The sequence below is a fragment of the Paracoccaceae bacterium genome (assembly GCA_033344815.1).
Taxonomy (GTDB): domain Bacteria; phylum Pseudomonadota; class Alphaproteobacteria; order Rhodobacterales; family Rhodobacteraceae; genus Roseobacter.
On the sequence record JAWPMR010000001.1, the window covers coordinates 1,966,355 to 1,989,126 of the forward strand.

At 55.0% G+C, this 22,772-nt stretch carries 23 protein-coding genes; 8 read left to right on the plus strand and 15 right to left on the minus strand.

Translation table 11 applies throughout. The features are described 5' to 3' along the window. Positions 1 to 57: 57 nt before the first annotated feature. Together R8G34_09170 and R8G34_09175 are read right to left on the minus strand one after the other, a co-directional pair. On the minus strand, positions 58 to 459 hold the full coding sequence (locus tag R8G34_09170; protein ID MDW3223036.1) for a DUF4864 domain-containing protein: 402 nt from the start codon (positions 457 to 459) through the stop codon (positions 58 to 60). Positions 460 to 990: 531 nt separating this feature from the next. After that, positions 991 to 2,574 carry a lysine--tRNA ligase gene (locus tag R8G34_09175; GenBank protein ID MDW3223037.1) on the minus strand — a complete coding sequence of 528 codons (1,584 nt, stop codon included), beginning with the start codon at positions 2,572 to 2,574 and terminating at the stop codon, positions 991 to 993. A 118-nt stretch (positions 2,575 to 2,692) separates the two neighbouring features. Between R8G34_09175 and R8G34_09180 the strand changes: the two genes are divergently transcribed. Continuing rightward, positions 2,693 to 3,115 (plus strand): tellurite resistance TerB family protein, encoded by a 423-nt coding sequence (locus tag R8G34_09180; protein ID MDW3223038.1) that lies wholly within the window; start codon positions 2,693 to 2,695, stop codon positions 3,113 to 3,115. A 168-nt stretch (positions 3,116 to 3,283) separates the two neighbouring features. Beyond that, positions 3,284 to 4,384 (plus strand): hypothetical protein, encoded by a 1,101-nt coding sequence (locus R8G34_09185; protein MDW3223039.1) that lies wholly within the window; start codon positions 3,284 to 3,286, stop codon positions 4,382 to 4,384. Between the two features lie 6 nt (positions 4,385 to 4,390). Here R8G34_09185 and dacB read toward each other — a convergent pair whose 3' ends face one another. From dacB to R8G34_09205, 4 genes are all read right to left on the minus strand, one after another. Beyond that, positions 4,391 to 5,809, minus strand: a complete 1,419-nt coding sequence (dacB, locus tag R8G34_09190; protein MDW3223040.1) for a D-alanyl-D-alanine carboxypeptidase/D-alanyl-D-alanine-endopeptidase — start codon at positions 5,807 to 5,809, stop codon at positions 4,391 to 4,393. Between the two features lie 160 nt (positions 5,810 to 5,969). After that, on the minus strand, positions 5,970 to 6,572 hold the full coding sequence (locus R8G34_09195) for a nicotinate-nucleotide adenylyltransferase (protein ID MDW3223041.1): 603 nt from the start codon (positions 6,570 to 6,572) through the stop codon (positions 5,970 to 5,972). A gap of 69 nt (positions 6,573 to 6,641) precedes the next feature. Next, positions 6,642 to 7,142 carry an MOSC domain-containing protein gene (locus tag R8G34_09200; protein MDW3223042.1) on the minus strand — a complete coding sequence of 167 codons (501 nt, stop codon included), beginning with the start codon at positions 7,140 to 7,142 and terminating at the stop codon, positions 6,642 to 6,644. Next, positions 7,120 to 8,415 carry an alpha/beta hydrolase gene (locus R8G34_09205; GenBank protein MDW3223043.1) on the minus strand — a complete coding sequence of 432 codons (1,296 nt, stop codon included), beginning with the start codon at positions 8,413 to 8,415 and terminating at the stop codon, positions 7,120 to 7,122. Before R8G34_09205 ends, R8G34_09200 begins: the two co-directional genes overlap by 23 nt. Before the next feature lie 219 nt (positions 8,416 to 8,634). Between R8G34_09205 and ettA the strand changes: the two genes are divergently transcribed. The 3 genes from ettA to cutA all read left to right on the plus strand — a co-directional run bounded on the left by ettA (position 8,635) and on the right by cutA (position 11,862). Next, positions 8,635 to 10,290 (plus strand): energy-dependent translational throttle protein EttA, encoded by a 1,656-nt coding sequence (gene ettA / locus R8G34_09210; protein MDW3223044.1) that lies wholly within the window; start codon positions 8,635 to 8,637, stop codon positions 10,288 to 10,290. 131 nt (positions 10,291 to 10,421) lie between these two features. Then, positions 10,422 to 11,354: a hypothetical protein gene (locus R8G34_09215; GenBank protein MDW3223045.1), complete on the plus strand. Its 933-nt coding sequence runs from the start codon at positions 10,422 to 10,424 to the stop codon at positions 11,352 to 11,354. Between the two features lie 184 nt (positions 11,355 to 11,538). Continuing rightward, the gene (gene cutA, locus R8G34_09220) at positions 11,539 to 11,862 is read left to right on the plus strand and encodes a divalent-cation tolerance protein CutA (protein ID MDW3223046.1); all 324 of its coding nucleotides are present in this window, start codon (positions 11,539 to 11,541) and stop codon (positions 11,860 to 11,862) included. On the opposite strand, the gene R8G34_09225 is transcribed toward cutA, so the two are convergent. Further along, positions 11,854 to 12,327: a DUF2938 domain-containing protein gene (locus R8G34_09225; GenBank protein ID MDW3223047.1), complete on the minus strand. Its 474-nt coding sequence runs from the start codon at positions 12,325 to 12,327 to the stop codon at positions 11,854 to 11,856. The two genes, cutA and R8G34_09225, sit on opposite strands and share 9 nt — an antisense overlap. 161 nt (positions 12,328 to 12,488) lie before the next feature. Here R8G34_09225 and R8G34_09230 point away from each other — a divergent pair, with 161 nt between their 5' ends. The 3 genes from R8G34_09230 to R8G34_09240 all read left to right on the plus strand — a co-directional run bounded on the left by R8G34_09230 (position 12,489) and on the right by R8G34_09240 (position 14,734). Continuing rightward, positions 12,489 to 12,728, plus strand: coding sequence for a DUF465 domain-containing protein (locus R8G34_09230; protein MDW3223048.1), 240 nt, complete (start codon positions 12,489 to 12,491; stop codon positions 12,726 to 12,728). A gap of 136 nt (positions 12,729 to 12,864) precedes the next feature. Beyond that, positions 12,865 to 13,392: a lipocalin family protein gene (locus tag R8G34_09235; protein MDW3223049.1), complete on the plus strand. Its 528-nt coding sequence runs from the start codon at positions 12,865 to 12,867 to the stop codon at positions 13,390 to 13,392. 1,135 nt (positions 13,393 to 14,527) lie between these two features. Then, positions 14,528 to 14,734 carry a cold-shock protein gene (locus R8G34_09240; protein MDW3223050.1) on the plus strand — a complete coding sequence of 69 codons (207 nt, stop codon included), beginning with the start codon at positions 14,528 to 14,530 and terminating at the stop codon, positions 14,732 to 14,734. Positions 14,735 to 14,817: 83 nt separating this feature from the next. Here the strand turns inward: R8G34_09240 and R8G34_09245 are convergent, their stop codons facing one another. From R8G34_09245 to R8G34_09280, 8 genes are all read right to left on the minus strand, one after another. Then, positions 14,818 to 15,081 (minus strand): hypothetical protein, encoded by a 264-nt coding sequence (locus tag R8G34_09245; GenBank protein ID MDW3223051.1) that lies wholly within the window; start codon positions 15,079 to 15,081, stop codon positions 14,818 to 14,820. Between the two features lie 125 nt (positions 15,082 to 15,206). Continuing rightward, on the minus strand, positions 15,207 to 16,196 hold the full coding sequence (locus tag R8G34_09250) for an ABC transporter substrate-binding protein (GenBank protein MDW3223052.1): 990 nt from the start codon (positions 16,194 to 16,196) through the stop codon (positions 15,207 to 15,209). Between the two features lie 35 nt (positions 16,197 to 16,231). After that, positions 16,232 to 17,071, minus strand: coding sequence for an ABC transporter permease (locus tag R8G34_09255; GenBank protein MDW3223053.1), 840 nt, complete (start codon positions 17,069 to 17,071; stop codon positions 16,232 to 16,234). Beyond that, the gene (locus R8G34_09260; GenBank protein MDW3223054.1) at positions 17,068 to 17,931 is read right to left on the minus strand and encodes an ABC transporter permease; all 864 of its coding nucleotides are present in this window, start codon (positions 17,929 to 17,931) and stop codon (positions 17,068 to 17,070) included. The genes R8G34_09255 and R8G34_09260 overlap by 4 nt, the downstream gene beginning before the upstream one ends. Positions 17,932 to 18,168: 237 nt before the next feature. Then, a complete protein-coding gene (locus R8G34_09265; GenBank protein MDW3223055.1) occupies positions 18,169 to 18,942 on the minus strand; it encodes an ABC transporter ATP-binding protein in 774 nt (257 codons plus the stop codon). After that, positions 18,939 to 19,586 (minus strand): hypothetical protein, encoded by a 648-nt coding sequence (locus R8G34_09270; protein ID MDW3223056.1) that lies wholly within the window; start codon positions 19,584 to 19,586, stop codon positions 18,939 to 18,941. The genes R8G34_09265 and R8G34_09270 overlap by 4 nt, the downstream gene beginning before the upstream one ends. Continuing rightward, positions 19,586 to 21,046, minus strand: a complete 1,461-nt coding sequence (hydA, locus tag R8G34_09275) for a dihydropyrimidinase (protein MDW3223057.1) — start codon at positions 21,044 to 21,046, stop codon at positions 19,586 to 19,588. The genes R8G34_09270 and hydA overlap by 1 nt, the downstream gene beginning before the upstream one ends. 397 nt (positions 21,047 to 21,443) lie before the next feature. Then, positions 21,444 to 22,694: a Zn-dependent hydrolase gene (locus R8G34_09280; GenBank protein MDW3223058.1), complete on the minus strand. Its 1,251-nt coding sequence runs from the start codon at positions 22,692 to 22,694 to the stop codon at positions 21,444 to 21,446. Between the last annotated feature and the right edge of the window lie 78 nt (positions 22,695 to 22,772).

Sequence of the window (22,772 nt, forward strand, 5' to 3'; positions counted from 1 at the left end):
CTTTTAGACGCCATCCAATCGACTTATGAGCCCGTCATACTCGAATGACTGCAAGTATCATGCACTCAGGTCAGAGCTGTCCAGAATTTGCACACCGTTTATGCGCCAGCCGTCTCCTGTTTCCAGCATTCGATAATCCAAGACATGCGCACGTCCTGATTGATCCGTGATCATCACACGCTGCCAAAACACGCCACCCTGCTCCCGCATCTCCAGATACCGCACGCTCCCTGGCCGCCAGACCATTGGATAGCCCCGCGTAACCATCTGCTCAAAGTTCTTTGGTGTTTGAAACAGTCTCTGTAGGTTGGGGCTGGCAAACTCAAAGGCAGCTGCAAAGTCATCTTGTTGAAATGCCTCCAGCTGGGCCTCGATGGTGGCCTGAATATCGGCCTCCTGCGCTTGCACCGCAGCGCCAAATCCGAGCCAGATTACGAGCCCAAATACCAAATTGCGCATGGTGCGCCTCCCTGTTCCCAGTGAATCAAACTTGTTGTGTCACCGTTTTTCCGCAAGTGACAACTCGTCGTCCTTTGATAACCTAGCTTTTCTGTGGGCTGCTTCCATCACGCGCTTAAAGAATTTATGCGCACCACGAAATTGTTCGCATCTGCTGCGGAATGAAACGCACTCATCCGAAAACTCTCGCCGGTGTCTCGGGACCCAAAACAATCCAACAGCTTCGATCATGTTCAATTCGCCGGATCGAGCAAAAAAGGGACGTTTTTGTTTCTGACCAATTTAGCGATTTGGTAAACGGGTTTTGTGCTGAGATATTGCGATTTGTCGGAAGCTCTCGAAGTCGAGCAGTCAACCAAACCGACCAGTGACCAGTTTATTACCCATGCGGTCTGACAATCTTTCACCTTTAGCGGAAAGACATTCACGCCCGATCACCCGCCGCCGCCCAACGGATGCACCCCACTTTGGGCGTGCAAGACACAATGCGACCCTACCGATCCTTTCAGTTGGTCACCCTTCCCAACGCTCTTAGCTGGTTGAGGTCAACGCGCCAGCCATCGCTTTATCAATCAATGCAATGGTCTCATCAATTCCGTAGAGCGCAATAAAACCGCCAAATCGAGGTCCCTGACTGGCGCCAAGCAAGACTTCGTACAACGCCGTGAACCACCCGCGCAGTGGATCAAACCGCTCGCGCCCACAGGCATAGACGATGGACTGCAGCGCCTCATCTTCTACCGGACCTTCGTAGGCTCTAAGTTGATTACGCAAGTCTCGCAAAGCTTCCCGTTCCAGATCACTGGGGGCGCGATATACTTTCTTTGGTTTCACGAAATCATTGTAATATCGTACGGCAAAGCCGGCAGCGGCATCCAGATCCGGATTGTTCTCCGCGTCGGTTTCAGGTGCGTAGCGCTGAATGAAACCCCAGAGCTGTGATTTGTCTTCAGCCGCGGACACGCTCGCCAGATTGAGCAGCATAGAAAACGGAACCAGCATATTCGACTTGGGCACATCGCCGCCATGAATGTGCCAAACCGGATTGTTCAACCGCTGAACGATATCCTGCGATTCATAGGCGCGTAGCTGTTGATGGTATTCGTCCACGGCTTTCGGGATGACATCAAAATACATGCGCTTCGCCGTTTTCGGCTTGAGGTACATAAAATACGACAGGCTTTCCGTACTGGCATAGCTAAGCCACTGATCAATTGAGATGCCATTGCCGGAGGATTTTGAAATCTTCTGGCCGTTTTCATCCAGAAACAGCTCATAGCTGAAGTGTTCCGGTTTTCTGCCACCCAGAATTTCGCAAATACGGTCATAAATAGCGGTATTGGTTGCATGTTCCTTGCCGTACATCTCAAAATCTACGTCCAAGGCCGCCCATCGCGCACCAAAATCAGGCTTCCATTGCAGTTTGACGTTGCCGCCTGTCACGGGCAGCGTCCACTCGCGCCCATCATCATCGTCGAAAGTCACAGTGTGATTTTGCGCGTCGACCTGCTTCATCGGTACATACAAAACGCGACCAGTTTCGGGATGAATCGGCAAAAAGATGGAATAAGTCTGCTGGCGTTCTTCACGGAGCGACTTCAACATCACCTTCATCACATCGTCATAGCGTTCAACCGCCCGGCGGAGGATGTCATCGAACTGGCCGCTTTTGTAGAATTCGCGCGCGGAATAAAATTCGTAATCAAACCCAAAGGTATCCAGAAATCGTCGCAGCATTGCATTGTTATGGTGGCCAAAGCTTTCGTGTGTGCCAAACGGGTCCGGTACCGAGGTCAAAGGCTTGTGCATATGGTCTGCCAGCATGTCCTGTTGCGGAACATTGCCGGGCACTTTTCGCATTCCATCAAGGTCATCAGAAAAGCAAACCAACCGCGTCGGAATATCCGAGATCTGCTCGAAAGCCCGGCGTACCATCGTCGTGCGCAATACCTCGCCAAAAGTTCCGATATGCGGCAAACCGCTGGGTCCGTAACCCGTCTCAAACAGCACATGCCCCTTTTGGGGTGGTCCCTTTTGATAACGCTTGAGAATTCGGCGTGCTTCTTCAAAAGGCCATGCTTTGCTTGTCATTGCGGCGTCGCGTATCTCGGACATGTCTCACCTGTGCCTCGCTCATCCTGCGCCCTATGCGCCGGGATTGACAGGTCCCTATTGCGTTGCAGCATTGGCGTCAATAATCTGCTTCCATTGCCCTTAGTGAAAGAACACCCTCGTGCCTGATGATCCCGCCCACGCGTTTTCTGCACAAGACAGCCTTGTCGCCCTTATGATCGCGGTATCCGCTTCGGACGAAGACATCCGGACGGCGGAACTTGTAAAAATACAAGCTGCCGTGCAGATGTTACCCGTTTTTGCGGGGTATGATGAGGACCGTTTGGGCGTAACAAGTCAGATCGTATTTGACCTTTTCGAACAGGAAGACGGATTAGATGCGCTCTTTGGTCTGATCCGCGAATCCCTACCGGAACGGCTTTTCGAGACCGCCTACGCGCTGGCCTGCGATGTTGCAGCTGCAGATGGCACATTGGATGAAGCCGAATTGCGTCTTTTGGAAGAAATTCGCTACGAATTGGATCTTGATCGGCTACATGCGGCAGCCATCGAACGGGGTGCACGGGCACGACATCTGACCTGACGCCGGATTGTTCAGCGTTGCTTTCTGCACTGAAAGATGAACCTTTGGTGGGAAGGGAAATGGACAAAACTTCGGATGCAACGGTCCAAATTGACACAAACTGCGCCGCGCAAACCTGATGCAGCCCATCAGTACCGTGCTATTGAAAGTTCTGGCGATCTGACACGATTGCGCGCAGCAGCCGAAGAAAGCGCCGGTTTCGCCAGGTTATCGAGGCTTCAAGGTCTGGCCGATGCGATGTCGGTGTCGGTTATTCAACGCAATCCCGGCGACCTCCCCGAATTGGCCGAGTTTTTTGACAGCATCAATACAGACCTGAAGATGACGGCAGACGAAAAAGAGGAAATCCTCGAAACAGCGTTGAGCCTTGATGATGTTCGCGAAGGCAAGGACTGGTTGTCTGGATGGGTCAGCGCCATGTTGAAACTGAAAGAGAATGACCTGTTTTTTCCAGAAGAAGAAACCGATCCTGCTGAGATGGAGCTGCCGTTTGACTTGACCGCGGACAGGAAGGAAGGGCCGACCTCAATCACCGGCGGAGCCGAAGCGCCGCAACCGGTGACTATGCCCGCGATAAGTGCCGCGCAGCTTCACGTGGAAACGGATCTCTCTCAGAAAGGGCTGTCCAAAGCAACGCTTTTGCCGGAGGAATTTGCGTTGCTGGTTGAACTGCAAGACACGATTGATCGTGCCAATGATAAGCTGGCTAGTTCAAGCATCTCAAAAACACAAAAACCGAAGCAAACCAAAATTCGAAACGGGGCACAGACCAGATATCAAGATGAGATTCTTTCGATTTCCAACAGATTGGCTTCCGAAGCTGAGCACCAAAAAGAGCAACTTGCGCAGCAGCAGATGCGCCAGAATTTCGATGCCGACAAGCTGATCCTGACCACATGGGTCGGCAATAATTGCGGTGCAGGCGCCGGCGCCGTTTTGCTGGAGGTGTTGGACGCTCACACTTTGGGAAGCGGTGCCACCGCGAGCGTCACGCAGAAATTCCCGGCAAATGATATCATGGAAGCGCACAGCCAATGGTACAGACTTTACCAAGCTACAAACAAGCAGACAAAGGTTTTCGGGAAATTTGAAAACCCGGGCAATCAGGAGGCCAAAATCTACTGGAAGAGTCGAGGGAATCAATGGGAGTGCAACAGGAACTTCATTGCCATGATTGGCTCGCACAAGAGTAACGTCCATGTCACTCCCAAAGGCGGCAATTCAAAACCCATGAGCCGGTTCAACAGCGAACCAAGTCCCATCGGTTAGCGTCAATCATGCGCCGTAGGCCGTCCCCCACCGTGCTATCAATTTGCGTTGCAAACGCCGTGCGCGCGTTGCCCAGGAGCGCGCACCTTGTGGGCGTTCGCGATTGGCGCGGGTGATGGTAGCGCGGATATCCTCATTCGCGCAGAAAATCGCAAAAACCAACTCGCGCCCCCCTGGCGCAGTGATGTATCCCGCCAGACCGGAAACATAGTTAAGCGTGCCTGTCTTGGCCACGGCCTTAACCGGGTGTTTATGGGTCGTTCGACCGTTTTTATCCAGCAGGCGCACCTGTTTCAAAAGTGGGTGCAAAACGGCATCGCTGTGCACCGCGCTCAATGCGCGGACCATATCCTTTGCGTTGACGCGGCTTGCTGAACCCAGCCCGGAATGATCCACGAACGCAGGGTTGGTCATGCGCAAATTGTCCATCGCCCAGAGGTTCATTTGACGCGCCGATGCGGCCAGTGTTTGTGGCCGGTCCGCGTGATGACGCGTCGTCGCAAGTCCTACCATCTCCGCTGTTAGATTGTTGGAATACTTCAACATTCCCTTCAGAATTTCACGAAGTGGCGGGCTCTGCACTGACGCAAGCATTTGACCCTCAGGCATGTTTTCGGCCAGTTCTGGCGCTGAAAGAACAATGCCGTGCGCGCGCGCAAGGGTCGCAAACACATCTCCCGCGTAAAGACCCGGATGCCGTACCGGTAGCCACCGCGAGCCCGCGTTCCCAAGAGCGCCTTTGGCCACGCTCCAGTGATCTGCATCACCATTGTTTTCATAGGTATAGACCGGCGCTGATCGATCCACGACCTGCATCTGCGCCATTGTGACATCTGGACGGTAAGGTGCGGCGCGCGCATCCATCGTAACTGTGTATTTCCCGGCCACACGTTTCCATTCGAAATGGACCCGATTGTAATTCAGGGCAATGCCAGACACTGCCGGGCTATACCCCAAATGATCCGGCTGACCCGGATCAATCGAGTGCAAAGGTCTGAGCATGTTTTCAAAGACCAGGAACTTGCCGCGGATTTCGCGCAATCCAGACGCTTTGAGTTGTGAAGCAAGCTCAGCCAGCGCTTTGGTATCTAGGGTTGGATCACATCCACCCACCAACAGCAAATCACCCTCCAGAACGCCATCCGCTATCTCGCCATGCGCCACAACTGTAGTTTCAAATCGGTGCGTGGGTCCCAGCACATCAAGTGCATAAAGCGCTGTTATCGATTTCGCAACGCTGGCCGGGGCAGATCCGAGGGCTTCGTTGTGGGCCTCCAGAATATCTCCGGAATTGGCATCTGCCACCGCGAAGACAATGTCGCCCGTGACCCGTGAAGCGCGCAAGAGTTCGCTGAAACCGTTGGATTGAACAAGCTTCGCGCCCCGCAGTTTTGGCCGCAGTGACACAGCTGGTGCCGCTGCCATCACGGGACTGGCCGCGCTTGCCAAAATTGCCCCCAATACAGCGCGGCGAGAGAATTGCGATGAAGAACGTCGTGTCATATCAGCGAGTAAACCTCAGTGCGCTCAGCGAAACAACCGCGACCCTCGCCGCAATTCCTGAATATTTCGTGACGTGCTTGCCTCACCCTTGCCAATGCCCCGCCGCACGAATGGCAGAAGACGATTGCGCCACCATCGGCACATTGACAAAACACCATGCGGGCGCTCTGGAACGCCCCAAAAGGTTTGAGGCCGTTCCCGCAATTCGGGAGGCTGCAAACTGTCGGGCAGCTGGGCTCATTCTTGCGGAAATCCGGTCTCCCGGGCGGGCTAGTACGCCAATTGGCACAGAGCACATGATCTGGCGCCAGTCCTGCCATTGATGCAGTTGCGCTAGGTTGTCCGCCCCCATCAGCCACACAAACCTTACGCCCGGATACATAGATTGCAAGGCTTTCAGTGTCTGCGCGGTGTATCGGGTGCCAAGGCGTGCCTCAATGTCGGTGATCCGCACGCGCGGGTCCTGCATGATCGCGCTGGCACGCTTCATGCGCTGCACCAGAGGCGCCGGTCCCTGAGTTTTGATTGGATTTGCGGGACTGACAAGCCACCATAAACGGGTCAGGCCAAATCGTTTCAGCGCTTCCTTTGAAATATGCACGTGGCCAGAATGCGCGGGATCAAAGGACCCGCCCAAAAGACCAATCACCTCACCGGTGCGGGCGATAGGAAACCCTTGTTTCACTTGAAAAGTACTCCGCAACTCTGGCACCTCTTTGAACGGGTGCGCAGCAAATTTGTCAACATGGACCGATTAGAGCGGTACCACCATGTCGCCCACGTCTAGATACCCAGGTTCAAGAACGCGCGCGCACCAACCGCCGTGACCACGCATGGCGGAATAGCCGCCGTGTCCCAGAATCTCCTCCATACGGCTGCACGGCGCACAAATCCCGGTCAATTCCAGAACGACATCGCCGATCTGCACCCGTTTGCCTTTGAGAGCGGCCAGATTGATACGCTCGATCACGAGATTGCGGCGCAAATCAGCGGCCGCGACCTCGCCGCGCCCCAGCATGGCACCAATCGCTGCCAAATGTTCGCGCTGCATCATCGTCACTGCGCGTTTTTCCGAAGCGCCATGATCTCCCGCAAGGCCATTTCGCGTGACCTCGACCCGTGACACTGGCAATACAGCAGCACGGCGCTGGGATCGCACACCGATCCAACTTACGGTGCCGTTTTGTGCGTGCCTTGCAATCAATTCATGAATATTTTGCAATATCTTAGCTTTAACGATCAATTCCAGAAACATTTTCAAGTTCGGGCAAGCGCTCCAGAGGATAGTTGGGATGCAATTGCCAAAATCCGTCCTCCCCCAATTCCAAGGGGCGCAGGGTCCCGCCGGGAAAAGCCCGCGTGCGCAGCGCCAGAACGATATCCGAAAGGACCGCCTGATTATCGCGAAAGTAGGAATGCCCACGCCCCACCACGTTCTCCACCCGGATAAAATGCACCAGTTCAGCTTTCCTCAACCGCTCAAGTTCCCCGACACTCAATGTATCTGATGTCGCCGAACCAAGACGCGGAGAGTCAGTCAGATAAGACGCTAGTCGCAGCGCCCCGTCGCCGGGATTAATGTAGACATTGATCTGTTCAAATGCCTCTGAAAACCTTTCTGCCTGAAGTCTTTGTTCCACCACACCAGTGTCCAAATCAGCCGCAGCAAGGATCAATGTCCCCGTTTTCATTGCGGTTTTGGGGGGCACACCGCGCCCTCGGTGATAAATCACCAATTCGCGCAGTGACTTGCTCATGACGTCTGTGCCCCTGGAGTGTGCCACGATGTCGATATCCTCGACTTCGTCAATTTCAGCCAACAGTCGCAAGAATTCCTTTGCGTGATAGACACTGAAATCACCGGCTTCCCGATCCCGGAAATACCCCAAAACTCCGCCATTTCCCGCAGGCCATGTGAATGCAATCGGGATGCTGTCGCGCCCTGTGAAGTGCCAAAGGTTGGCCAGCGTGTCCATCGCCCTGTCGAAGTCATTGGCCACCCCATGGGTAAATATCAAAATGCGCCTGTTGCCAGTGCGCGAAATTTCATCGCGGATGGCCTGCTGGAAGGCGCGCGCGCCCCGTTCATATTCCACCAGATCGTCAGGTTCAAAAATCAGTTTACCGTCTTCGCGCCGGGTCGGTAACGGAACGTCCTCAAAGCGAACAATTTCGGCGGTGTCCTCTACATCGAGACTGGAAATTCGCCGCCCGCCGTCCCGCGAAGTACGCGCCACCAGATCCTCCCAGTCTTGCGCACCAAATCGCACGCGCGCGGCGCCTAGTGCCATAGAATTGGACCGCGAGGAGGTGTAAGTCAGCTTACCAGCCTGATCCGTCAGAGCAGCACGATCCGTCACGTAAAATATCTGCGGTGCTACGGTCTGAAGAACAGAAGGGACCTGATCGGCGGGATAATTCTGGCTGCGCAAATAGATGTTTGGAGGCGGTGCCAGCAACACATCGCGCGGAACGCAACCGGCAAGGCAACATAATGCGAGCGCCATAATTGTGATCACCCGCGCCATGCTTGCTCCATTGGTTCATCCACTGAACACCGCTAACATGACGCAAGGACATTCCAAAATCACAATCTGACCAGCTGGTGATTGTCCGCGCACTGCGGCATTTTCGCACGTCAGTCCTGAGGGAATATCCGCAGTCTCGCCAGTTGCATTAGCGCAATGCATTGCTCTCCCCCGCCCCAATGTCTAAGACACCTGCAACTCACATGAACGAGGTTTTCCATGGCTGCCTATCAATACGTTTACCATATGTCCGGTGTTTCCAAGACTTATCCCGGCGGCAAGAAGTGCTTTGAAAACATCCATCTGAATTTCCTGCCCGGCGTAAAAATCGGCGTCGTCGGCGTCAACGGTGCCGGTAAATCCACATTGATGAAAATCATGGCCGGTTTGGACACGGAATTTTCTGGCGAGGCCTGGCATGCTGAGGGTGCGACCGTCGGATATTTGCCACAGGAACCCAAGCTCGATGACTCCCTGTCGGTGCGTGAAAACGTCATGCTCGCCGTTGCTGACAAAAAGGCAATTCTCGACCGTTACAACGAATTGGCGATGAACTATTCCGATGAGACGGCCGATGAAATGGCCGCCCTGCAGGACCAGATTGATGCGGACAACCTCTGGGATCTGGATTCACAGATTGACGTGTCCATGGAGGCTCTGCGTTGCCCCCCTGATGATGCCAAAATCTCCGATTTGTCGGGTGGGGAGGCGCGCCGTGTTGCCCTGTGCAAACTGCTGCTGGAAGCGCCGGACATGTTGTTGCTCGATGAGCCGACCAACCATTTGGACGCGGAGACCATCGCTTGGCTGCAACAGCATCTGATTGATTACAAAGGAACAATCCTGATCGTCACCCATGACCGGTATTTCCTTGATGACATCACCAGCTGGATTCTGGAATTGGACCGCGGCAAGGGCGTGCCTTGGGAAGGTAACTATTCCTCATGGCTGGAGCAGAAAGCCAAACGTCTGTCGCAGGAAGCCCGCGAGGATAAATCCCGCCAGAAAACGCTCGAGCGCGAATTGGAATGGATGCGGCAGGGCGCCAAGGCGCGACAAGCCAAATCCAAAGCGCGGATCAACGCCTATAACGAGATGGCAGAGGTCTCCGAGCGCGAAAAGCTGTCGCGCGCGCAGATCGTCATCCCCAATGGCCCACGTCTGGGCAACAAGGTGATCGAGGTTGCGGGGCTTGCCAAACACATGGGCGACAAGCAATTGGTTGAGGGGCTCGATTTCTCCCTGCCGCCGGGCGGGATCGTTGGTGTGATCGGTCCCAACGGCGCGGGTAAATCGACCCTCTTCAAAATGCTTACCGGGCAATTGGATCCGGATGCAGGCACAATTGAATACGGCGACACGGTGGATTTATCCTATGTGGATCAGAGCCGCGATGATCTGGCCGCGGATGAAAACGTCTGGCAGGCGATCAGCGGTGGGGCCGAGTTGATCCAACTGGGCGACGCCGAGGTCAATTCGCGCGCTTATTGTTCGTCCTTCAACTTCAAGGGCGGCGATCAGCAGAAAAAGGTCGGGCTGCTCTCGGGCGGGGAGCGCAACCGCGTGCACATGGCGCGGCTGCTGAAAGACGGCGGCAACGTCCTGCTGCTCGATGAGCCGACCAACGATCTGGACGTGGAAACCCTGCGCGCGTTGGAAGACGCGCTGGTCGATTTCGCCGGCTGCGCCGTGGTGATTAGCCACGACCGGTTCTTTTTGGACCGGATCTGCACGCATATTCTCGCGTTCGAAGGCGAAGCCCACGTGGAATGGTTCGAAGGCGGCTTTACCGATTACGAAGAAGACAAAAAACGCCGCTTAGGCGCGGATGCCCTCGAACCCAAACGACTGAAACACAAGAAATTCGTTAGGTGAGGAATGAACGCATTCTCAGAAAACCGTATACTTTGCTTGCGTCTGGCGCGGTTCCTCTACGCAGTGAGGCCAATGACGCTAGTGGTATCCTGTCATATGACGGACAAGTCGGGCTCGGAGGGCGAAGCTACTTGCCTGTTGCGATTAGGCGAGCGACCGCCTCCGAAGTAAGCAAATTGGCGGGATCTCGTATTTCGAAACCGATTGATTATAATAACGTACTTCACCTTTCTGTTCGCTTTTCGCGTGAAAGCTTTGGGCGTTTTACGGAAGAAGCTACCAACGAATTCATCGAAGACAAATTTGCTGGCGACGGCAATGCGATGCGTCTTCGAACAAGCTCCGAAGGTTCGGCCAGGTCCGTATTGGTTTCGAGCGCAATATCAAGGGGACTAGATCGTTTTGCATGCGTCGCCGCCTTGGCAAATCTAGTCGCAAATGGTCCATATTTTTCAACTGCAGGGCTGCAGACTTGGGCAACTAGCCGTCCCTCGTTGTATCATCGATTTGTTGCTTCTCACGAACCTCCACTACTGACAGAATCCGGCTTTCAGCTGCAGAATCTTTCACTCGCTGCTACCTTCCAATTCTTTGCTGACATGTTGTTGGCACGAAAAAGCGCGAAGTACGATCAATTCACACGCGGCATGGCATATTTTATCAACGGTTTAAAATCTGAATCTTCAAATCTGTTACAAATTGTATGGTATCTTTCTGCAATTGAAGCATTGCTTGGCGCACCAAATGAAAGACTAAATCAAGATCAGTTAATTGAGCGACTAAAAATAATTCTGAAGCCTGAGCGGCCTGACGTGATGACCGGGCTATTTCGTGAGACATACAGTTTTCGAAACAAATTCTTGCATGGAAACATTAATTCTGGCGTTTGGTTTGGAGAGACTGATTACTTTTCGCATGAGGGGAAAAACGGCAGTGCAATTGAGTTTGAAGGAGATCATGCAAGTTTTGCCAAGACAGTAGCGCACGGAATCCTTCAACGATATGTCGAAGGCAACCTAAACGAATTAAGATTTCGGTTGCGCTTGGAAGCACCGCAGCAATAACACCAGACCGTGGGTCGGAGGCCGTCTTGCAATCGCTCCAATTGAGCGATTGAGGCCGTAGAAAGCGATAGCCTCGGCGGAGACGACGTCGCCTCCCATAGGGGCGGTCGGGGGCGGCGAAAACGCGTGGCGTTTCCGCGGTGCATCATTGAAACCTTAGCACTACACGCATAACCTCCGAACCATGCGCATCATCGACATCTGGGTGAACTGCCCCTCCATCGAAACGGCCGACACCATCAGCGCGGCTCTGATCGAAAGCCGCCTTGTCGCCTGCTCAAACCGCTACCCCGCGATCCAGAGCGCCTATTTCTGGAACGGCAAGGTTGAACACGAAGAGGAACATCCGCTCTTGCTAAAAACGCGGGTCGCGTTGGGCGATGCCGTGGAGGAAGCGGTGCGCGCGCTGCACCCCTATGAGGTGCCGCCGATCATTCGCGTCAATGTGGACGGAGCGAATGCCGATTACATCGCTTGGGTCTATGAGTTGACCCGCGCCTCAGAGTGACGCGCCAACCCAAAGCCCGATGCCAAAGACAGTATGTGCCGCCAGTCCCAGCGCCCGGGCGCGCCAAGGGTTCGGCGTGCTGGAAGCGGCCACACCAAGGCCCATGCCCGGTTGCATCAGGAACCAGCCAAAACCGATGGTCGCCAGTGCAAAGATCAGCGCAGGCAGAAACGTCGGTGCAGCCAGCCAAGCAGGCCCCATGATCACAGCCAGCGCCACACCATAGGCGATCCCCACAGCGTAATGGAACGCCCAACCGATCGCGCGTTCTTGCGCAACCGGGGCTGCCGCCGCGATATCATCGTGAAACATGCGGCCCCGTGGCATATGCGCCACCCAACGCCCGGGCAGGTCCCAACTGGGGGGCGGCAAACCCAGCGTCCGATTGATCAGCACAACCCAACAATCCATCGCCAGCGTCGCGATCAACCCCATCAGGGCACCCGTCATCAACACATCATTCACCCGAATGTTCCCCCTGTGCATTTACCCGAGTAACCGTGCCATGTTGCCCCTGCTTTTGCCAGCACTGAGCGGCACAGAAAGACGATGGTGTTGACCCAAATCAAAGCCCTCATCCCCTGCCCCATGTCACAGTGAACTCTACATCACCAGAGGAGCACAATATGTCCCACACGCCGCACGAACTAGCCGATGATTTCCCCCAACACACCGCCCGTATTCACGAGTTACGCGAGAGTGACGCACATTTTCGCAAGTTGTCCGACGCCTATCACGAAGCCAATCGCGCGGTACACCGGGCTGAAACAAACATCGAGCCAACTGATTCCCTGAATGAAGCCGAATTGCGCAAGCGTCGGATGAGGATCAAAGACGAGATTTCGGCGATTTTGAACAAGGCCTAGGTTTTGTCCTTTTCAACAAAGTGATCGGATGGTCATAACAGCTAAACGTTGGCTGCCTTGAAAACAAACAATACCGCTCGAATAGCGCGTATCACGTGCGTGTTTTCGGGCTTATAGTCAGCCGAGGAGGTGTTCCATGCGTCTGGTCTTGATCCCATGGTTGCTCTTGTTGTCGGCCTGTGCAGCCCCGTACCGGGACACCAATCTGCCCATCACATCACAGGTGGATTTTGACGCAGAACGGTATCTGGGGCGTTGGTATGAAATCGCGCGCTTTCCAGTGTCTTTCCAACAAGGATGCACCGCAACAACCGCTGATTATGGTGCAATAGACGATGACACCATCAGCGTCACAAACACCTGTCGACAGAACACTCCGAAGGGTGCCCTACGTAGCATCACCGGCACGGCTGAAATTGCGGGGCCGGGACAACTCAAGGTACGTTTTGACAATATACCCTTCATAGCCGCGCCTTATTGGGTGCTCTGGGTCGATGAAGGGTATGAAACAGCGGTTGTCGGTGTACCCAACGGACGTGCCGGCTGGATATTGGCGCGCACCCGCGCAATTGATGATCAAAGGCGCGAGCGCGCCGAAGAGGTTCTGAGCAGTAATGGTTACAACACAAACCTGTTGATCGATGTGCAACAGACCCCGCAGTAAAGCGCAAAAAAACGGGCCGGTACAAGACCGGCCCGAAGGAAAACGACAAGGCAGGGGGAGAAAACTGCGTTGTCGGACTTAAAGGGCAGCCCAGTCTGTGAAACGCCATGTAGAAGGGCATTTCGGACCTGGACGAGGGTTGACTGGGCTGCGCCCGATTGCACGCCAGGAAGAGGTGCGCGGAACCGGGGAGGTTTCCGGGATAATGTCCCGGGGGTCGTCATCAAAATCAGGGTACAAAGTCACAATCGTTACTCCACTTCCGAGGAGGACAATCATCCCCGGCTCACAAGACCAATCAACACCATTGAGGCCCTTGGGTATGTGAAGAGGATCACACTCGTTAAATATTTTTTAACTTTCTCATAAGGCCTCGAGAAATCCTCCGCTCCTGCGGCCATGCCGTTGGCGCAAAACTTACCGAGCCACAATCAACTCGAAGCAAGCTGCGTGTGTGCCTCCCGGTTTGAAATCGCTGCACAAAGCTTCGCCACGCGTTTGTAGTCGGACAGACCAGTCCTTGAATGGGCTTCTCGAGCCCGATAACCGAATGAGAACCCAGTCCGTTGAAAAATTAGACCGCAACGCCTCACCCGCTTTGATAGGGTCGCGCCGCCCCAAGCGATCGGTGGAGAACAACCTGTTTCATGGTAAGAAGGGATGCGAAACTGTGCTGCGACCCTGTCAGAAACGCCTCAACCTTGGGCGCTTGGAGTGATACGATCAACCGATTAGACCTCCAAAAAAAGCCTTACCGAGGGTCGCAACACTTCCGTGCGAACGCCATAAACCGCAAACGCGATCCCTTGCGCAAAAAAATCTCCGCAATCTTGTTTCAATGATTCTTGCTTGCGAAAAGTCATCGCCCCGCCAACCTATGCGAGTATTTCTCGGAGCGGTTCCCAGGATGCGAAGTGCAAATCATGGCGGCGAACATCGGCTGATTTTAGGTGTCAACGCTACCATAGGTTAAAGCTTTTCCTTGTCAAAACAGCGGAGATCTGTCATTAACCGCCTCGCTAACGTTTTTCTTTTTCGACCTGCTGTCTCTTATGGACGGTCAGTCTTCGATCCAGACCGACCACGCCAGGCTATCGCAACGACGCGGATAGCATCTAAATAGGAGACCACGGAAATGGCCACAGGCACCGTGAAATGGTTCAACACTACAAAAGGCTTCGGCTTTATCGCACCCGATGGCGGCAGCAAAGACGTATTCGTACATATCTCTGCCGTTGAACGCGCAGGCCTCACAGGTCTGGCCGACAACCAAAAAGTGACTTTCGACATCGAAGCTGGCCGTGATGGCCGCGAAAGCGCGACAAACATCGCATTGGCATAAGCCGATTGGTAAGATGAATTAGAAAAACCGGCTCCATTGGGCCGGTTTTTTTTGATTGTCATGTTCTGCAGCTTATGAAGAATTCAGAGCAGAACACTCCAGATCAGCAAACTCGGCGCAAGCATTGCAAACAGAATGCAAAACAATTTGGCAACGTGGCTGACTTTGCCAAAAACACCTTGACCAAGTGCCCCCTCTCCGTATCCCAGAAAACTGGCCATGACGGCGTATCCACGCGCTTCCTGTCTGACCTCATCCGCACGAATAGAGGACAGCGCCTTTTCATTCACCAGTCTTTGGCGTTCTTTTTCACTCAACTGGCTGTCCAGGTTTTCCATATTGCTCATTGTCTCGTCTACTCCCATCACCAAATTCAGAAGATGGGGCGTTAAAAACCAAAGTCTAGATGTTGCCAAACAAAAAAGGCCGGTGCCGCCCACCGGCCTGATTATGTAATATTATGGGTTACCGCTCAGTTAAGCGCCTTGTCGGTAATGACATGTGTCCACGCGCCTTCTGGTGTTGCAGTGATCACCGGATCCGATCCACCGGATAAAAGCGACGCAACCGTGCGCTCATAATCAGCCGGATCAAGTGCACCGTTGCTCCCAGCAGTCAGTTTTGCGATCTCACCCATCATGCGCTGCTGGTGCTCTTCGGTTTGAGCGCCGCTGGCATCATTGTCGAGAACAATGTCTGCCGCCTCATCCGGATTCGCCTCAGCGTATTTCCAACCCTTCATCGATGCGCGTACAAAACGGACCATTCTGTCCTCAAACGCGGGATCCGCCAGATTTTCTTCCAGAACGTAAAGACCGTCCTCCAAGGTAGCCACGCCCTGGTCTTCGTATTTGAACACGGTCAGGTCCTCCGGTGTCAGACCAGCATCGATCACCTGCCAGTATTCATTGTAGGTCATGGTCGACACGCAAGCGGCCTGCCCCTGGAGCAACGGATCCACATTGAACCCTTGCTTCAAGACCGTCACCCCGGCATCGCTGCCGTCCGTCGGGATTTCCAGTTTGCTCATCCAGCTGAGAAACGGGAATTCATTACCAAAAAACCAAACGCCCAGTGTTTTGCCCGCAAAATCATCCGTGCTGGTGACACCTGCGTCCTTGCGACAGGTCAGCATCATGCCTGACGACTTGAACGGCTGCGCGATGTTCACCATCCCCAGACCTTTTTCGCGCGCCGCAAGGGCTGCCGGCATCCACTCCACGGTCACGTCCGCGCCACCGCCCGCAAGAACCTGCGTCGGTGCAATGTCAGGACCACCCGGTTTGATGGTCACATTCAGGTCTTCTTCCTCGTAAAACCCTTTGTCCAAGGCCACATAATACCCGGCGAACTGGGCTTGTGTGACCCACTTTAACTGTAGCGTTACATCATCCGCTGCCTGTGCTGCTGCCCCCCAGAGCCCCAGTGCCGCGCCCGCGGCCAGTGTTGTCAATTTACTCATCATACTCTCCTTTGGTGATGTCTTCTTTTTGTTTGTTAGTTGCGTTGAGATGGGTGCCAGAAGGTTACCGCGCGTTCGATCAGGGCCACAACGCCGTAAAATGCCGACCCCGCGATCGCAGCAACGACAATCTCCGCCCAAACCAGATCAAGCGCAAGCTGTCCCACAGACGTGGAAATCCGAAATCCCATCCCACGGATCGGCGAGCCAAAAAATTCGGCAACAATGGCCCCAATCAATGCGAGCGTACTGGCAATTTTCAGCCCGTTGAAAATGAATGGCATCGCCGCAGGCAAGCGCAGTTTGAGCAGCGTCGTCCAATAGCCAGCCGCGTACGTGCGCATCAAGTCGCGCTGCATCGCGGAACTGTCCGCCAACCCCTGCACCGTATTTACCAGCATCGGAAAGAACACCATCACCACAACAACGGCGGCTTTGGAGTGCCAGTCAAATCCGAACCACATCACCAGAATGGGTGCCATTCCGATCACCGGCAGGGCAGCAACGAAATTGCCAACAGGCAGCAACCCACGGCGCAGGAAATCAAACCTGTCGACCAGGATCGCCACCAGAAAAGCCGACCCACAGCCGATGACATAGCCGCTGAGCGCGCCCTTGATCACGGTCTGTACAAAATCTTCCCACAAGATCGCCGTGGAGGCGGCAAACCGGACTGCGATCATCGAGGGAGCAGGCAGCAAAATAGCGCTAATCTCAAACCCGCGTACAATCCCTTCCCAGACCGCGATCAGCGTCAGACCGAAAATAACTGGCACGGCCAATGCAGTTACGCGCGTACGCGGCAGCGCGGCCAGCCGCGTGTTGGCCCACCATCCAAGCGCCCAAATTCCAAAGGCAAAAAACAGCCACATCATGCCATGCCCATCCGTTTCAGCGTCACCCGCTGGATCAACCCGATGATCGCCACAAGGCTCGCCGCCAAAGCCGCCGCCATGATCAGCGCCGACCAAATCTGAATGGTTTGACCATAATAACTGCCCGCCAGCAGCCGCGCGCCAAGACCCGCAATCGCCCCGGTTGGCAATTCACCTACAATAGCCCCAACCAGTGACGCCGCCATGCCGATTTTCAGCGAGGTAAAGAGATAAGGCATCGAGGACGGCAGACGCAAGCGCCAGAAAGTCTGGGTGGGCGACGCGTTCCATGTGCGCATCTGATCCAGCTGCATGGCATCGGGGCTCCGCAATCCTTTGACCATACCGACGACGACCGGGAAGAACGATAAATACATGGAAATCATCGCCTTGGGCAACAACCCGGAAATACCGACGGCATTCAGCACGACAATGATCATTGGCGCGATGGCAAGGATGGGAATGGTCTGGCTGGCGATCACCCAGGGCATCACCGACATATCCATCGTCCGGTTGTAAACGATCCCCACCGCCAGCGCGATGCCGAGCCCGGTCCCAAGTGCAAAGCCCAAAAGCGTCGCACTCAGAGTGATCCAACTGTGGTAAATCAGCGAGCGTTTTGAGGTGATCTTTTTCTCAACCGTGGTGTCCCAGATTTCACTGGCGACCTGATGCGGCGCGGGCAGTTTGGGTTTCTTCTGGCTCCACGTGTCGGCGATCAATGTCTGCGTCGTGAGCACCTCACCTGTGCGCGTCGCCTTATCATAGGCCCAAGGCGCATTCAGCCAGATCGCCGCGCCATACCACAGCGCAAAGATAGCGCAAACAACAGTCATCACAGGCAAAACGTTTCGGGTCATAGGTGAGCTCTGTTTTCATTGTTCGCCAAATATGCATATTCAAACATGTAAACCGGGTGAAAATTTTTGCATATTTTAAGAACAATGAAAGAAACAGGTGATGTGATCATAGCACGGTACAGGCAGGCATGCCGATGACCGTGAACGATGAAAGGGGACCTCGCCTCCCCAAACAAATGGCGGATCGGACCCGGGCTGTACCCGAATGAGGGTGTAGTCTGGGCCGATTTTAAACGCTCATTCATCCAAATGCCCCGCGCGCAACCCTTCGCGTACACGATGTGCCACTTCGAGGAATTCAGGCGTGTCGCGAATATCCAGCGGGCGTTCTTTGGGGAGGGGGCTGTCGATGACATCCGTGATCCGTCCGGGGCGGGGCGACATCACCACGACCTTGGTGCTCAGATACACTGCCTCGGGGATCGAATGGGTGACAAAGGCAATTGTCTTCTCCGTACGTTCCCAAAGCTTGAGCAATTGTTCATTCAGGTGATCTCGTACGATTTCGTCAAGCGCCCCGAAAGGTTCATCCATCAGCAGGATATCTGCATCAAAAGCCAGAGCGCGAGCAATCGAGGCACGCTGCTGCATGCCGCCTGACAATTGCCAGGGAAATTTGCGCTCAAACCCGGCCAGTTCGACCAGTTCCAGCACTCTGCTTACCCGCGCATCCATATCCGATTTCGAATAGCCCATGATCTCTAGCGGCAAGCGAATGTTGCCGCCAATCGAACGCCATGGGTAAAGGCCTGCCGCCTGAAACACATAGCCATAGGCGCGCGCTTTGCGGGCCTCTTCCGCGCTGACGCCATTCACGGTAATCGCGCCGCCCGTTGGGTGTTCCAAATCCGCCATACAGCGCAAAAACGTGGTCTTGCCACAGCCAGAAGGCCCGATGAAACTGACAAACTCGCCCTTTTCGATGTCTAATGAAACGTCCTTGAGCGCATCTACAGGACCATCATTCGTCACAAATGTGAGCGATAGGTTTTGGGCAGAAATCACAGTCATTTGCGCCAATCTGCCCGGAAGAGTGCTGACAGGCCTGGCTCTGACGCCGCACGCCCGATAATTGGAAACCGCGACAAATGCGGCAAGCCGACCAAAACGCCGCCGTTGAATTCTGCCCTCGATCCGGTGACCCTGCCCCACGCAACGGGAATTCTTGTTTCAGCGCTGGCAGACAAAACCTTTCGGAGCTGAACATTGACCTCGCGGCCCATACTGACAATCAGCTTTGGTTGTGCCAGCATGAGAATGCGTGTCCAAAGCTCCCTTCCAAATGCCAATGCGCTCTTCTGATCCGGAAGATCAGCCCAGGAAGGTGAACGAAACGGCACCAAGTTGCCGGCCAAAACCTGTTCTGCCTGAACATTCAGACGCTGGAACAAACCACGCACCTGTCGTTGCAGTGCATTTTGACCGGGCGACGCATTTGCCCAGCTCTCGGTCTCATATGCACTCCCGTGTGGCGTAGCAAAACGCGGATGCCCCAACGGATCGGTGCGCCCGCCCGGATTGAGACCGATGAAGGCTACCTTTGATCCTCGCAATGTTTCGCTCGGGCTGCATAACAGACGCCACCCAATGGTGTTGGAACTCTTCGAATATGCGGTTTCGATCTCCGCCTCCGTCACCAAAGTGTGCTCATCCATCAAATCCCCGCCGGAATATTCAGCGGATCGCGTTTGATCATCTTGGGCGCGGTCAACGCCTTCCATTTGCTCAGGGCCTCAGAGGCAGATGAAAACGCAGGGCGGGGGATGAACCGGCCACGGCCCGGGTTGGGCTGTGAGTTCTGGCCCCAGGCCCAGATGATTTCGCCCCGGTTCAGCGTATAACGGCTTTGCGCTTTGACTTCGAACCCCTCAAAGACGTTGTAATCCAAAACGGAATGATGGTTTGAAGGTGAAATCGTCTTGGTGATCTTGGGGTCCCACACAACGATATCGGCATCCGCGCCCTCTACAATCGCGCCTTTGCGCGGGTAGATGTTCAGGATCTTCGCCACATTGGTCGAGGTTGCGGCGACAAACTCGTTGGGCGTCAGGCGGCCTGTCTCAACCCCTTCGGTCCAGAGCACGGCGAGGCGTTCTTCCAGCCCGTTTGACCCATTGGGGATGATCCGGAAATCATCACGGCCTGCGCGTTTTTGCTCCGTGTTAAACGCTGCATGATCCGTGGCCACTACCTGCAAGGACCCGGCCTGCAGCCCGGCCCAGAGGCTGTCCTGATGGTCCTTGGAACGAAACGGCGGCGACATCACCCGGCGGGCCGCGTGGTCCCAATCCTTGTTGAAATACTCAGACTCGTCCAGCGTCAGGAACTGGATCAACGGCTCCCCATAAACCCGCATGCCCTTTTGACGTGCGCGCCGGATCGCTTCATGCGCCTGTTCACAGGACACATGCACCACATACAAAGGCACCCCCGCCGCATCGGCAATGGTAATCGCGCGATTGGCGGCTTCGCCTTCAAATTCAGGCGGGCGCGAATAGGCGTGACCCTCTGGCCCGGTGATCCCCTGATCGAAATATTTCTGCTGCATCTCGGCGACCAGATCGCCGTTTTCAGCGTGCACCATCGGCAAAGCACCCAGTTCGGCGCAGCGCTTGAAAGAGGCGAACATTTCGTCATCCTCTATCATCAAAGCGCCCTTGTAGGCCATGAAGTGTTTGAAGCTGTTCACGCCCATGTCGACGGCGTCTTTCATCTCGTTGAAAACGGTCTCGTCCCAACCGGTGATCGCCATGTGGTAGCCGACATCCGAACAGATCTGCGGTGCGGATTTGCGGTGCCATTCGTTGATCGCATTCTTGATGCTGCCGTCTTCGCCCGGCAGGCAGAAATCCACGACCATCGTGGTGCCGCCGGCTGCCGCCGCCCAAGTGCCGGACTCGAACGTTTCCGCCGCTGTTGTCCCCATGAAGGGCATTTCCAGATGGGTATGCGGGTCAATCCCGCCGGGGATCACATAGGCCCCTTCAGCGTCGATATATTCATCGCCTTTGAGGTCTTCACCGATTTGGCTGATCGTCTCGCCTTCGATCAGCACATCCGCTTTCCATGTCCGGTCCGCCGTACAGACCATGCCGCCCTTGATTACTTTGGTCATGACTTTTGCACTCCTCTAAGGTTGTCCTGATCGCATATGGCGCACGACGCGTGTTGCCATTTCTGCTTCTGCTGCAGGGGCTGATCTGAAGAACTCCGACTGAGCCTCGGCGCTCTTTCCGGCCACGAATACTTTTGCCGCGCGGTCCGATTCGCTTTGACAGGCCCGCGCGACAGCGCGACCAATCTTCCCAGCTTTCGAAACTCCGTCGTCCAATCTGGTCGTCTGTGTCCGCATACAGGCCACCTGGGCTTTGATGGCGTCGGTCTTGGCTTGCTCAGAAGACGTTCCAAGGTCCGGTTCCGGTGCATCAACCGCTGCACATCCAGCCAACATCAAAACGAAAGCGGCCGGAAGCCACAAAGCCACGAGTCGGCAAGGGCGCATGACCGTCATGCTATCCCATGATCTCCGCCGTCTCAACCACCGCGTGCAGCAGCACATCGGTGCCCGCCATGGCCCAATCCTTGGAAATCTCTTCGGCCTCATTGTGCGAAAGCCCATCGACGCAGGGGCACATGACCATGGCCGTCGGGGCCACGCGGTTGATCCAGCAGGCATCATGCCCTGCCCCTGAAATCAGGTTCATGTGGCTGTAACCCAACCGCTCCGCCGCTGCACGCACGGCACTGACGCAGCCCTCATCAAAGGTGACCGGATCAAACCCGCCGACTTTTTCAAATTCGATCTCCAGACCCATATCATCGGCAATCTTTTGCGCCTCAACGCGCAAGCGTGCCTCCATGTCCTCAATCACACTCAGGTCTGGCGAGCGAAAATCGACCGTGAACACCACGCGTCCGGGGATCACATTGCGCGAATTCGGATAGACGTCGATATGTCCCGCTGCACCGACTGCATGGGGTTTATGCGACCATGCGATCTCATCGACTTTTTCGAGCACACGCGCCATGCCAAGCCCTGCGTTTTTGCGCATCGGCATCGGCGTAGAGCCTGTGTGGCTGTCTTTACCGGTGATCGTCACTTGCGTCCAGGACAGCCCCTGGCCGTGGGTGACGACACCAATATCCTTGTCCTCGGCTTCCAAAATGGGGCCCTGTTCGATGTGCAACTCGAAGAATGCATGCATCTTGCGTGCGCCCACTTCTTCTTCTCCGCGCCAACCGATGCGTTTCAGCTCATCCCCAAATGATTTACCCTCGGCATCGACGCGCCCGTACGCCCAATCCTGCGTATGAATACCGGCAAAAACACCAGAGGACAGCATCGCAGGCGCATATCGCGTGCCTTCCTCATTGGTGAAATTCGTCACCACAATCGGGTGTTTTGTGCGCACGCCCAGATCGTTGAGCGTTCGGATGATCTCCAAGCCGCTCAAGACCCCCAAAACGCCATCATATTTACCACCCGTCGGCTGGGTATCCAAATGCGAACCCACATAGACCGGCAGCGCGTCAGGGTCGGTTCCTTCGCGGCGTGCAAACATATTGCCCATCTGATCGAGGCCCATGGTGCAGCCCGATGCCTCACACCAGCTTTGGAACAGCGCGCGGCCTTCACCGTCCTCATCCGTCAGCGTCTGGCGGTTGTTGCCACCTGCCACGCCGGGACCGATCTTGGCCATCTCCATGAGACTGTCCCAAAGTCGGTCTGGATTGATCTTCAGGTTCTGTCCGGGCGCGGGCATGGCTGGGGTCCTTCCTGGCGGTGCGTTATCTTGACCATTAGTAATTTTTACCATTTGGTAAAGCTACGATTGCCATTA

Bases quoted from the DNA above. Each gene is read 5' to 3' on its own strand.
- R8G34_09235 (MDW3223049.1), top strand. From the start codon at position 12,865: ATGCGTCTGGTCTTGATCCCATGGTTGCTCTTGTTGTCGGCCTGTGCA.
- R8G34_09170 (MDW3223036.1), bottom strand. From the start codon at position 459: ATGCGCAATTTGGTATTTGGGCTCGTAATCTGGCTCGGATTTGGCGCT.
- ettA (MDW3223044.1), top strand. From the start codon at position 8,635: ATGGCTGCCTATCAATACGTTTACCATATGTCCGGTGTTTCCAAGACT.
- R8G34_09265 (MDW3223055.1), bottom strand. From the start codon at position 18,942: ATGACTGTGATTTCTGCCCAAAACCTATCGCTCACATTTGTGACGAAT.
- cutA (MDW3223046.1), top strand. From the start codon at position 11,539: ATGCGCATCATCGACATCTGGGTGAACTGCCCCTCCATCGAAACGGCC.
- R8G34_09250 (MDW3223052.1), bottom strand. From the start codon at position 16,196: ATGAGTAAATTGACAACACTGGCCGCGGGCGCGGCACTGGGGCTCTGG.
- dacB (MDW3223040.1), bottom strand. From the start codon at position 5,809: ATGGCAGCGGCACCAGCTGTGTCACTGCGGCCAAAACTGCGGGGCGCG.
- R8G34_09260 (MDW3223054.1), bottom strand. From the start codon at position 17,931: ATGACCCGAAACGTTTTGCCTGTGATGACTGTTGTTTGCGCTATCTTT.
- hydA (MDW3223057.1), bottom strand. From the start codon at position 21,046: ATGACCAAAGTAATCAAGGGCGGCATGGTCTGTACGGCGGACCGGACA.
- R8G34_09175 (MDW3223037.1), bottom strand. From the start codon at position 2,574: ATGTCCGAGATACGCGACGCCGCAATGACAAGCAAAGCATGGCCTTTT.
- R8G34_09205 (MDW3223043.1), bottom strand. From the start codon at position 8,415: ATGGCGCGGGTGATCACAATTATGGCGCTCGCATTATGTTGCCTTGCC.
- R8G34_09245 (MDW3223051.1), bottom strand. From the start codon at position 15,081: ATGAGCAATATGGAAAACCTGGACAGCCAGTTGAGTGAAAAAGAACGC.
- R8G34_09270 (MDW3223056.1), bottom strand. From the start codon at position 19,586: ATGGATGAGCACACTTTGGTGACGGAGGCGGAGATCGAAACCGCATAT.
- R8G34_09240 (MDW3223050.1), top strand. From the start codon at position 14,528: ATGGCCACAGGCACCGTGAAATGGTTCAACACTACAAAAGGCTTCGGC.
- R8G34_09255 (MDW3223053.1), bottom strand. From the start codon at position 17,071: ATGATGTGGCTGTTTTTTGCCTTTGGAATTTGGGCGCTTGGATGGTGG.
- R8G34_09280 (MDW3223058.1), bottom strand. From the start codon at position 22,694: ATGCCCGCGCCCGGACAGAACCTGAAGATCAATCCAGACCGACTTTGG.
- R8G34_09230 (MDW3223048.1), top strand. From the start codon at position 12,489: ATGTCCCACACGCCGCACGAACTAGCCGATGATTTCCCCCAACACACC.
- R8G34_09200 (MDW3223042.1), bottom strand. From the start codon at position 7,142: ATGTTTCTGGAATTGATCGTTAAAGCTAAGATATTGCAAAATATTCAT.